The organism is Aestuariibacter sp. GS-14 (assembly GCF_006494365.1).
Lineage (GTDB): Bacteria > Pseudomonadota > Gammaproteobacteria > Enterobacterales > Alteromonadaceae > Alteromonas > Alteromonas mangrovi.
Window position 1 is genome coordinate 96000 of sequence record NZ_VHIP01000003.1, and the last position, 11674, is coordinate 107673.

Consider the following 11674-nt stretch of genomic DNA (forward strand, 5'->3'; position numbering starts at 1 on the left):
CGTTATGGATATGTTTTGTTTACTGCCAACCTTGCAATGGAAAAAGCCTGTCAGTTTTCCCGTTTTGATCTAGCCAATCCGCTTTCAACCTGTTCGTTACATCCCATTTTACTGGAAGATAAAAATTGGCTTACCTGTGAGCATTATGTCCAGGCCAAAACGCTAAAAAAGACGCAGCACGCTGATATTGCTGCTGCTATGCCAACCGGTGAAAAGGCTTATGAATACGGCAAAGTCTGGTATCGCGCAAAAATTAATGACTACCCATCTACTGCGCCCATATTAATGAAACGAGCACTGTACACAAAAGTGCAAATGTATGAGGAAGTGCGCGAAGCCCTGCTTGCTACCGAAGATAGGCTTATTGTTGAAACGTCACAATATGACTATTTCTGGGGAATTGGACGCGACCAGCGAGGATTGAATCACATCGGCAAAGCCTGGATGGATATTCGCGATAAATTGCGCTCTTAGTTCTAAAAATACCCAAACAAACAGAAATGGCGATTTTGTCATTTTGGTGAAATTTTAAAGTTCGCCAGATGTTCGTAGTGCTTCATGGCCTCCTGAAGTAACGGCTTCAAACTGTCAGGTACGTCAGGAAGAGGGCCCTCTGGTCCCGCAAACCCGGTGCTTGTCCATACTTCTGGGTACCAGTGTGGTGCCCAGGCGCCATCGGATTTGTGGCCTCCGGCTGGCCAGCTCAGCATGGCAGGATCCCATTCAATACCAAGTGAATGACAAAGTAACTCCAGATAAGCCGCTGGATTCGAACGGATGTCGCCGGAGTCAATCACCAGCGGGCGTTCATTGAACTGGCGGGTTAATGAGTCAAACAACTCAGTTTGCTCTTTAATGCCAATATCACTGAGCACTGGAATACCGTTTTTCTTGGTATAACTGCAGATCACCCGTGCAGGGTGTCGAATTAAAAAGACGTGCTTTACTGCATTCATCCAGTCATCAGGAAAACTTGCCAGCATGTGTTGTGGCATGTGTTTTTGGTAGAACAATGCTTTATTTTCCGGAATAGGGCCTGCACATCGTTCAGCGACTTTTAAAGGATCGGTTTCTTCCCGGGCAAATATACATTCCAGCATAGGGTCTGGCCTGCCGCCGATTTTGAGAAACGGGGCGTAAAAAGGTTCATCCCATACCGCGCAATCAGCCCTGGCGCCAAAGGCGTACATCATAGCAGTTGATAGATTTCTGGGACCTGACCACATTGCAATTCGCATTGCCCTTCCTTGTGTTGTAAATAAAACTGGCGGGTTAGTGCAATAACATACGGAACAAGCCAATCTGCTGCAACGCATTTTCAGTTTACTTTCATGTATTGCACTACTTTGTGGCGCTGTGTGAAGTTGTGACGTTTCAATTGCCCAAAAACGTACATTAAATTAGGTGTTTAGTGCGAATTTTCCTGCCATGATTCTTGCATAATGCCACAGATGATTCACAGGCTAAGGGTATGTCTGTAATGCGTGAAAAAGCGGAGATTCAGTGACAACCAGGTTATCAGCTTCAAATAAAGCATTAGGTTGGGCGTTGCTGCCAATCATTCTCACTGGGGCAGCATTAATGTACGTCCTGTTTGTGCTCAAAGGCGGTCCGCATATACCTCTACTATTGGGCTGCGCTATCACTGCACTGATTGGCGTGTTTCGTGGTATCCGTTGGCAGGAAATTCAATCTGCGATGATCACAAACATCGCTGAAAGCTTACCAGTGCTGGGCATTTTTATGTTAGTAGGGATGACCATCAGTAGTTGGATCGCCGCGGGCACTGTGCCATTTCTCACCGTGCAGGGCATAACCATGATCTCCCCTGACTGGTTTTTACCTGCCACCTGTTTGCTATGTGCGGTGGTATCGGTGTTTACCGGTACGTCCTGGGGCACCGTCGGCACAATAGGATTAGCATTGATGGGCATGGCTGAAGTATTGGGCGTTTCCGTGGCATTGTGCGCGGGCGCTATCGTGTCTGGCGCTTGGTTTGGCGACAAAATGTCGCCTCTCTCAGATACCACCAACTTTACTGCCGCCATAGCCAGAGTAGATTTATATACGCATATTCGCAATATGATCCCCAGTACGTTACCTGCAATGTGCGTGTCTTTGGTGGCTTATTACTGGCTTGGTCCAGTTACAAGCACAAGTACGTTTACTGACAGCTCACTTAATTTACTGTCGGCCAGTATTGATCAGCAATTTGACTTGTCATGGTGGGTAATACTACCGCCGTGCGTCATTGGAATAACGATATACTTTCGACTGCCAGCGATTCCCGGCATATTTTTCGGCGTTGTTGCTGCTTGTCTTGTGGCGGTTTGGGGGCAGGGTGTGACACCTGAATCGCTGGTGCAACTGCTGATGAACGGATTTCAGAGTCATACCGGGCAACCAGGTTTAGATGCCTTGCTGTCTAAAGGCGGGCTGATGTCGATGATGTGGGTGATATCACTGATTATTCTGGCGATGGCACTGGGCGGAGCGTTGCAAGCAACGGGTAGTCTTGAAACGTTACTATTGGCGCTACTAAAAGTCGCAAGCACGCGGTTCCGTCTGGTGTTGGTTACCTTGCTCGCAGCGTTGGGATTTAACTTTGCCAGTAACGCCTTTATCGCTTATACCTTACCGGGCAGGATGTTATTACCTGCTTATCAGCAACGCGGATTATCGGGCGCGAATCTATCGCGCCTGCTGGAAGACGGCGCTACCATGAGTGCGCCTCTTATTCCCTGGAATTCAGGTGGTGTGTTTGTGGCAGGTACATTGGGCGTGCCTACGCTATTATATGCTCCATTCGCATTTGCCAATTGGCTGGCCCCGCTATTTGACTTGTTATGGGCAGCGTTAAACTGGTTTATGCCAACCAGTGCGGTAAAGCAGGTAAGATGACTTAGTAGTAACGCATTTTTGAGGAAGCAGCATGCAGGAACACAAGGCGGGTGGTGCCCACGCGTCGATTGACGATGAACGCAACCAACATATCAAAATTTATGTGAATGGCGATTTGGTGCCTAAACACGAAGCAAAAGTGTCGGTTTACGACAGCGGTTTTATGTTGGGCGACGGTGTTTGGGAAGGATTGCGATTACACAACGGTAAGTTCGCTTTTATTGACGACCATTTAGATCGGCTGTTTGCCGGTGCCAAAGCGTTGGATATGGATATTGGTAAAACGCGTCAGCAACTCGCTGAGGCTTTGTATGCTACGGTTGAAGCAAACGGCATGACCGATGGAGTGCATGCGCGACTAATGGTTACCCGCGGTCCGAAGAAAACGCCTTATCAGGATCCGCGTCTCAGTTTGTGGGGGCCAACGATAGTGATCATTGCGGAGTATAAATCGCAGGATTTAGCGCCGGTAGAAAAGGGCATCAAGCTATTTACTGTGCATGTTCGAAGGGGGCATCCGGACGTACAGGATCCGCGTTTAAATTCACACAGTAAAATTAATTGTATTACCGCCATGATCCAATCATACAAAGCCGGTGCAGATGAAGCGCTAATGCTGGATCCCCACGGATTTGTGAGTACGTGTAATTCCACCAATTTTTTCATTGTAAGAAAAGGCGAGGTATGGACCTCAACTGGCGACTACGCGATGAAAGGGATTACCCGCCAAAAAACCATTGATGTGTGCCGCAAACAGGGTATTCCGGTATACGAAAAAAACTTTTCACTGGTTGATGTATACAGTGCTGATGAAGCCTTTGTTACCGGCACGTTCGGTGCGCAAACACCGGTTATCGACGTAGATGGCCGCACTATTGGTGAAGGCGTGCCGGGTCCTATGGTTAAGCGTATTCGCCAGCTTTACCACGACATGGTGGAACACGGTTAGCGAAACTGTTAACGCTTAACGGGGGCAGGCAGGCCGTCGTCCCAGTAAGGTGTATCACCAAAATACTGGCTGGCAAAGTCGATAAATGCGCGTACTTTGCTGGCGAGTAGCTGACGATGTGCATAAACCGCATACAGGTTGATAGGTGCGGGCTCGAGTTCCGGTAACACAACAGTCAGGTCACCCGATTTTAGTGCTTCATAACAAATGAAGGTGGGTTGCAGCACTATACCTTGTCCCAGAACGGCAACCTGGCTCAATAAACCACCGTGGTTGCAGCTCAATCCGCCCAACTGATCGTGAGTGGTCTCCGAAAGATACTGGTGAGGCAGTGGCCCGTTATCAGCATCCAGATAGCTGTAGCGCAAGTAATTATGGGATTTTAACGCTTCCAGACTGTCAGGTGTACCACACTTAGATAAATAGGTGGGTGAGGCGCACATTACCATACGGATTGCTGTGAGACGTTTGGCAATTAACGACGAATTGCGCAAGGTGCCAATGCGCAGCGCAATATCAAAGCCTTCTTCCACTATGTCTACCTTGCGGTCGTTTAATTGTAAATCAATATCAACAGCCGGGTATTGTTGCTGAAATGCGTAAATGAGTGGCGCCAGATGCAGGGTGGCAAACGCCACCGGGGCACTGATGCGCAGTAATCCACTGGCATGGGTTTGCATCTCGCCCAACTGATTTTCCATTTCGTCAATATCGTCGAGTACTTGTGACGCTCTTACTAAATAACGCTCACCGGCTTCAGTTAAATGTACTTTGCGAGTGGTACGATTGAACAACCGGGTATTGAGATGGGTTTCCAGTTGAGAGACGTATTTGCTTATGAGTTGCGGACTTTTTTCCAGTCTGTCGGCTGCGCTTGCGAAAGCGCCTGATTTTGCCACTGCCACAAAAGCGCGCATTGCTTCAATTCTATCCATATTGCCATGCTGATTATCAATGAAATATTGATAGTTAGTCTATTTTAAGTGGCTTAATCAATCAATAGAGAGTGAGTATAGTGAACACACTGATGATGCGAAGGGAATTAACCACTCGCGACTACCACTTAATTGAATGAGGAAAAATCATGAATACTAAATTACTTACTTCTCTGTTTGAGTCTGATGCTGGCTGGTCTGCATTGATCCTGCGAGCGCCGGTTGGCCTCGTATTGGCGGCACATGGTGCACAAAAATTGTTCGCCTGGTTTGGCGGCTATGGACTGGAAGGTACCGGTCAATATATGGAAAGCATTGGTTTAGCCCCTGGCTTTTTAATGGCCTTGTTAGCCGGAAGCGCAGAGTTTTTTGGTGGCCTGGCGTTAGTGCTGGGACTACTAACACGGCCGGCTGCACTGGTGAGCGCTTTTACTATGCTGATTGCAATTTTTACTGCTCACATTAGTAATGGCCTTTTCCTGTCGAATGGCGGCTACGAATACGCACTGGCCTTGTTTGCTGCAACACTGTCGCTGGTATTCAGCGGTGCAGGTCGGTGGTCGTTGGATGGTTTAGTTGCCCGGAAATTTGCGGCCGTCAGTGCGCAGTAGTTCGTACAAAAGGAGGCAGGCATGTTAGTCAATGGAAAATGGGATGCCGATTGGCATCCCGTTCAAAATAAAGATGAGCAGGGCAGGTTTATCCGACAAACCTCATCCTTTCGCAATTGGATAACGCCCGACGGTACACCGGGCCCCACCGGTAAAGGCGGGTTTAAGGCCGAGCCTGGACGTTATCACCTTTATGCGGCGTTAATCTGTCCTTGGGCAAGCCGGGTTTTAGCGGTGTTAGCCCTGAAAGGATTAACCCGCTACATCAGTGTGACGATTGTCAATCCGCAACTGAGTGAACAGGGGTGGCAATTCGGTGGGTATGAGGGGGCTGAGCCAGACCCAATGTTACATGCAACCTATTTGCATGAGATCTACAGCAAGGCGGATACTGGTTTCACCGGACGTGCCACGGTTCCTGTGTTGTGGGATAAACAACAACAAACCATAGTGAACAATGAATCGGCTGATATTGTTCGAATGCTGAATACCGCTTTTTCCGGGTACACGCAGCATGGACCCAACTTGTATCCTGCGCATTTAGCAAAAGATATCGATCAGTGGAATGATGTGATTTACGCCCGTTTGAACAATGGCGTGTATCAGGCAGGGTTTGCATCGTCACAACAGGCGTACAATGAAGCCTTTGACAACGTATTTTCTATGCTTGAGCAATTGGAAAGCGCGCTCGATGACGGACGCAAGTACCTGTTAGGTGATCAACTTACCGAAACCGATATTCGGCTATTTGTCACCCTGGTGCGTTTTGATGCCGCTTACTACAGCTTGTTTAAGTGCAATAAAAAGCATATACGGGATTATCAATATCTGCATCGGTATATGCTTCGAATCATGCAGTTGGACGGGATGGCTGGAACAGTAAGCATCAATCACATCAAAGCCGGGTATTATTCTATTAAAGCGCTGAATCCATCGGGTATTATCCCCAAAGGGCCGGAGTTAAGTTTATGAGTTCCTCACATCAAATTGTGTTTATTTCCCATGGCGGTGGTCCGCTGCCGTTGTTAAATGATCCTGCTCATGCCGCGCTGATTAAACAACTTGTTCATTTACCCAAGCGATTGCGTAAACCTAAAGCAATTATAGTGGTGAGTGCGCATTGGGAGGCACAAGACATTCGGGTAACCAGCGCGTTAAAGCCTGAATTGGTTTACGACTATTATGGCTTTCCCCCTGAAAGTTATAATATTACTTATCCTTGCGCGGGTGCGCCAGATTTAGCTGAGAGTATTGTTAATGCGCTAATTAAAGCTGGCATTCAGGCGGGTAAAGAATCTAAACGTGGGCTTGATCATGGTGTATTTGTGCCGCTGAAACTCATGTACCCCAACGCGGACATTCCGGTTGTTCAGGTGTCGTTGTCAGCATCACTTGATCCAGAACTGCATCTTAAAATAGGTGAGGTATTGTCGAACCTACCTGATGAAGACTTGCTCATTATTGGTTCGGGGTTTTCGTTCCATAACATGCGGGCATTTTTCTCGCCGTCAACGGAACAAAGTGATGGGCTAAATTACGCTTTTGAACAATGGCTGAAAAGCACCTTGTCTGCCGCTAACGACTATTCGCATATCCGGGAACAACTGAATGACTGGCAACATGCTCCTGGTGCGCGCTTTTGTCATCCACGAGAAGAGCATTTACTGCCACTGTTGGTCTGCGCCGGTGCAGCGGGACGGGGCACTGATGACTACGAAGAAATCACGGTGTTGAATAAACGCGCTGGTTTCTTTGGGTGGCTTTAAGGTTGTTCAGCTTGTTAGAGCTTGTTTAGGGCTATTCGGGTGTGATGGTGAAGTGCCCGGTTTATTTTGGCATGGGATGGACTCCATCCGCTCAAAAAGCGGTGAAAGTCGGCGCTGGCAATGTCGTACAAGTCGCGCCAGTGCAGGCATACATTGGCAGCGAACTGTGTGTCGAATCGTTTCACCAGCCGCTCAGCCAATGTTTCAAAATAGCTATCCAGCAAAGACTCTGTTTGCGTTAGCAATTGGCTTTCAGTAAGGGCGCTGCCCAGAAAATAGGTGACATCCTGCACGCCCGTGCCGCCGCCTACATATTGAAAATCCACCGCAGCTACGTGGTGTAAATCTTCACTGAAACAAAAGTTCGCCAGTTTGGCGTCGCCATGGATAAGGGTTTGATACGGGCAATTGCGAAGCGCATTGTCCAGTTTTGATGCCGAACTTTTTAACGGCCCACTTTCCATGTTTTGCCACTCATCCTGGCGGGTTCCCAGGTGCCAGTAACTGCCTCTTTCCCATAATTCATCGGGAGCAGTATTGATGTATTCTGCATGAAATGCAGCCAGCCAACGTAACACCGGCTCACATTGCTGCGGTGTCAGTTGATCAGGGCGGGCAGGATATCCTTCAAAGTCTAAGTCGGATAATACCAGACACTGGCTGTCTGTGAGTTGTTGCTGAGCAATCAAACGTGGAAGCGCACAATGCTTTGGCTTTGCATACTTTTGGTAAAATTCACGTTCAACAGCATAGGAGTGCCACTTACGTTGCTGACTAACCTGACTATTCCGACCTCTGGGGTGTTTGAAGTCTGCTGGCTGGCAAATCCATTTAACTATAAAAGGGGTTTGATGTGCAGGTGAGAAGCAACGAACCAATTTGCCAAAGTTACTCCACAATGGCTGTACAAGGGTAAATTGCTCAAGCGCAGAGTCCTGAGTTACCGAATATAGCCAATCCATAATGTGGTTAGGGAGTAAAGCGTGTTGCGTCTTCATGATATTGCGGGTAATAAAAAAGGCGGCTTATCGGCCGCCTTTGTGATGCTTACAATGTTGCAGGCCGCGTAGTTGGAGCCGACGCAGAGTTGGTCGCGCTGGCTATCGTGGCCGACCTACCTGAAATAATCAGGGCAGGACGCTGACCATCCTGTTTGGCTGTTAACGCAATGTCTACAATCGGATCATTCACTACTGGTGGATTAGCCATTGGGTGAGACACGCTGAATTTACCCAGGCTACTTGCCATCTGAACAACCGATACCGTTTTTACTGCTTTAGCAGGCTTAGCTTCAACAGCTGGTGCTTGCTCTGCAACTGTTTCCACAGGCGCTACTGCTTCTGGTATAGCTTCTTCGGTTACCGGTATTCCGGCTTCCGCTTCTGCTTCAGCTTCAACTTGCGCTGTTTCAGCAACCGGAACGTCGTTTTCAACATCGGATTCAGTCGCATTCAACTGAACATCCGCGTTCACGCTGTCCGCAGCTTCGCTTGCTTCAATAGCTTCCGGGGCTTCGGCAATCTGTGTTGATTCAGGCACAACCTCTTCTACAGGCGTTGGAGTAGCTTCTTCGACTGGTGTTGCGGTTTCTTCAACCACCGGTGCCGCTTCAGCCTCCAGGTTAATCTCTACCTGCTTGGGCTCTGCCGATGGGTTTTCTGCTAGCTCGCTAGTGCTTTCAGGCATATCGAACTGCAATTCGTCCTGTTGAACTGGCTGAGCTGCGTCGTCTTCTGCTTCAGGCTGCTTTTCTTTCTTACGACGCTGTCCTGCTGCACGAGCATGACGAGGCGAACGACGACTGCGGCTGCGTGAACCTTTTTCTGCTTTCGCATTGTCGTCATCTGAATCGGTTTGCTCTGCGTTGTCTGCATCGCTAACAACTGGCATTGACTCTGCATCTGAATCTGTTGCTACTGTTTGATTTACAACAGGCGCGTCAGACTGAGTTTGTGTTGTAACCTCAGCAATGTCAGATTCTGTTGTATCAACTACTGCAGCAGCCTTCTCAGCTTTTGCAACGTCTGCCTTTTTCGTTTCAACCGGCACAGTTTGAGCATTGTCAGTTTTCTTATCGTCAGCCTGATTAGCCTTGGCTCTTACGCTGCCTTTCATGTTACGGCGCTGACGACGCTCTCTGACTACTCTCTTCTCGGTAGTCTGCTCCTCAGTCACTTCAGTCGCTACCACTTCGGTGCTTTCTACCTGAGTAGTGTCTTGAGCTCTATCAGACTGCGGTTTACGTGAACGGTTTCTGCCACGATTATTATTGCGGTCCTGACGTGGCTTGTTGCCCGAAGATTCGTTTGACGCTTCTTTTTCTGGCGCGTCAGTTGAACGCTCACTGCTATCCTTGCGACGATTCTTATTATTGTTGCGAGGATTACGGCGATTATCGCTCTGGCGTTTGCGGTTGTTCTGCCCGCCATTGCGGTTAGGCTTTGGCTCTTCTTTCGGCGCTTCTTCTTCACTGCTGAACAGCTTGCTTAACCAGTTGCCTAAGGCAGCGAACAAGCTAGGTTTCTGCTCAACTTTGGTTTCCTGAACAACGGGCTGAACAATAGGAGCCTGAGTTGGCGCTATAAAGCCCTGTAATGCTGGCTCTTCACGCTTAACAGGAACCACAGAACGCGGATTATCGTCGTCTGAATCCAGTTCAGCCAGCTTAATGTTGTAGCTGGCATCTGTGATCACATCATCAGTACGGTGGCGTACAATTTGATAATGCGGCGTTTCAAAATTCGGGTTTGGAATGATTAGCAAGCTAACGCCGTGGCGCTTTTCAATACTTTGAATCGCTTTGCGTTTTTCATTTAACAAATAAGTAGCAACCGGAACAGGTAATTGCGCTTCGATTTGACCTGTATTGTCTTTGATGCTCTCTTCTTCAAGAATTCGAAGAATCGACAACGCCAGCGATTCTGTACCACGGATAGTGCCGAGACCAGAACAGCGGGGACATACGTGATGGGTAGACTCACCCAGTGACGGACGCAGACGCTGTCGGGACATTTCAAGCAAACCAAAGCGCGAAATGCGACCAAGTTGTATACGAGCTCGGTCAGGGCGCACAGCTTCTTTAATGCGGTTTTCTACTTCGCGCTGGTGACGTACTGGTGTCATATCGATAAAGTCGATAACCACCAGACCACCCAGGTCGCGCAAACGCAACTGTCTAGCAATTTCGTCGGCAGCTTCCAGGTTGGTATTTAATGCCGTTTCCTCAATGTCTCCGCCTTTGGTTGCGCGAGCAGAGTTGATATCGATTGATGTCAGCGCTTCTGTTGGGTCGATAACAATTGAACCGCCTGATGGTAAGCGAACTTCACGTTCAAACGCTGATTCGATCTGACTTTCAATTTGATAATGGTTGAATAAGGGCACATCGCCTTTATACAGTTTTACCCGGTTAGCAAAGTCTGGTCGAACTAATTGAATGTGTTGCAGAGCCTGTTCGTACACGCTTGGCTTGTCGATCAGAATCTCACCGACATCGCGACGCAAATAGTCACGGATAGCGCGAACGATAACATTGCTTTCCTGGTGAATCAGGAAGGGAGCAGGGCGCTCTTCAGCTACTTTAGATACGGCTTCCCAATGGGTTAGCAGTACGCGTAAATCCCACGCGAGTTCTTCATATGATTTACCAACACCGGCGGTACGAACAATCAGTCCCATACCATCAGGTAGTTCCAGTTCGTTCAGTGCGGTTTTTAAGTCTGTGCGCTCATCGCCTTCGATGCGGCGAGAAATACCACCTGCACGCGGATTGTTGGGCATCAGCACCAGATAACTACCTGCCAGTGACAGGAAAGTGGTGAGTGCTGCACCTTTTTGACCGCGTTCTTCTTTATCGATCTGAACAATAACTTCCTGTCCTTCCTTGATCACATCTTTGATGTTTGGACGGCCTTCGAGTTTGTAATCTTTAGGGAAATAAGTGCGGGCAATTTCTTTGAGGGGAAGGAAACCGTGGCGGTCTGCGCCATAATCGACAAACGCTGCTTCCAGACTGGGTTCGACGCGGGTGATTTTACCTTTATAGATGTTGGCTTTTTTTTGCTCGTGTCCTGGACTTTCGATGTCCAAATCGTACAGGCGCTGCCCGTCGACTAAGGCTACTCGCAACTCTTCTTGTTGAGTTGCATTGATTAGCATTCTTTTCATTGTATCTGACTCTGTAATAGTGCTTACAGCCGCCTAGATACACAATTGTAATGACTGTGCAAAACCTCACCGCGCAACCTCTCGTTGGGCGGGGATCCTGTTGTAAGTTGTATTACCCTTAATTTTCTCGGCCACAGCGTGTTTTCCGCTCGGCGTTCTGTCTGTTATTGGGTGTCGGGAACAACGGGCCCTGATTCACTTTTTTTGTAGGTACCGACATTAACTTCAGAGAGTCAGTACGCTTTTGTCAATTCAATTCTGTATGTCTAAACGGCAAAACGATTTTCGCTCTAATCGCGGTAGTTTTCGAAGCGGGCAAGTGCCATCGCTGCGTTATTCCCTCAT

The 11674-nt window shown here is 48.3% G+C and carries 10 protein-coding genes; 6 read left to right on the forward strand and 4 right to left on the reverse strand.

The window, feature by feature from the left end; all coding sequences use genetic code 11:
- The first annotated feature begins 15 nt into the window (after positions 1–15).
- A complete protein-coding gene (locus tag FJ444_RS06300) occupies positions 16–474 on the forward strand; it encodes an NADAR family protein (protein ID WP_140957084.1) in 459 nt (152 codons plus the stop codon).
- 38 nt (positions 475–512) lie between these two features.
- Here the strand turns inward: FJ444_RS06300 and FJ444_RS06305 are convergent, their stop codons facing one another.
- Positions 513–1238 carry a sulfotransferase gene (locus tag FJ444_RS06305; RefSeq protein ID WP_140957085.1) on the reverse strand — a complete coding sequence of 242 codons (726 nt, stop codon included), beginning with the start codon at positions 1236–1238 and terminating at the stop codon, positions 513–515.
- Positions 1239–1503: 265 nt separating this feature from the next.
- On the opposite strand from FJ444_RS06305, the gene nhaC reads away from it, so the two are divergent.
- Both nhaC and FJ444_RS06315 read left to right on the forward strand, forming a co-directional pair.
- Positions 1504–2901 (forward strand): Na+/H+ antiporter NhaC, encoded by a 1398-nt coding sequence (gene nhaC, locus FJ444_RS06310; RefSeq protein ID WP_140957086.1) that lies wholly within the window; start codon positions 1504–1506, stop codon positions 2899–2901.
- 31 nt (positions 2902–2932) lie between these two features.
- Positions 2933–3850: an aminotransferase class IV gene (locus FJ444_RS06315; RefSeq protein ID WP_140957087.1), complete on the forward strand. Its 918-nt coding sequence runs from the start codon at positions 2933–2935 to the stop codon at positions 3848–3850.
- An 8-nt stretch (positions 3851–3858) separates the two neighbouring features.
- Here the strand turns inward: FJ444_RS06315 and FJ444_RS06320 are convergent, their stop codons facing one another.
- Positions 3859–4785, reverse strand: a complete 927-nt coding sequence (locus FJ444_RS06320; protein ID WP_140957088.1) for a LysR family transcriptional regulator — start codon at positions 4783–4785, stop codon at positions 3859–3861.
- Between the two features lie 149 nt (positions 4786–4934).
- Between FJ444_RS06320 and FJ444_RS06325 the strand changes: the two genes are divergently transcribed.
- From FJ444_RS06325 to FJ444_RS06335, 3 genes are read left to right on the forward strand one after another with little or no spacing between them, the layout of a single operon-like run.
- Positions 4935–5396, forward strand: a complete 462-nt coding sequence (locus FJ444_RS06325; RefSeq protein WP_140957089.1) for a DoxX family protein — start codon at positions 4935–4937, stop codon at positions 5394–5396.
- Between the two features lie 21 nt (positions 5397–5417).
- On the forward strand, positions 5418–6368 hold the full coding sequence (locus tag FJ444_RS06330; protein WP_140957090.1) for a glutathione S-transferase family protein: 951 nt from the start codon (positions 5418–5420) through the stop codon (positions 6366–6368).
- The gene (locus FJ444_RS06335; RefSeq protein WP_140957091.1) at positions 6365–7162 is read left to right on the forward strand and encodes a class III extradiol ring-cleavage dioxygenase; all 798 of its coding nucleotides are present in this window, start codon (positions 6365–6367) and stop codon (positions 7160–7162) included. Before FJ444_RS06330 ends, FJ444_RS06335 begins: the two co-directional genes overlap by 4 nt.
- A gap of 14 nt (positions 7163–7176) precedes the next feature.
- Here FJ444_RS06335 and FJ444_RS06340 read toward each other — a convergent pair whose 3' ends face one another.
- A complete protein-coding gene (locus FJ444_RS06340; protein WP_140957092.1) occupies positions 7177–8160 on the reverse strand; it encodes a phosphotransferase in 984 nt (327 codons plus the stop codon).
- 49 nt (positions 8161–8209) lie between these two features.
- The gene (gene rne, locus FJ444_RS06345; RefSeq protein WP_140957093.1) at positions 8210–11329 is read right to left on the reverse strand and encodes a ribonuclease E; all 3120 of its coding nucleotides are present in this window, start codon (positions 11327–11329) and stop codon (positions 8210–8212) included.
- Positions 11330–11674 lie beyond the last annotated feature (345 nt).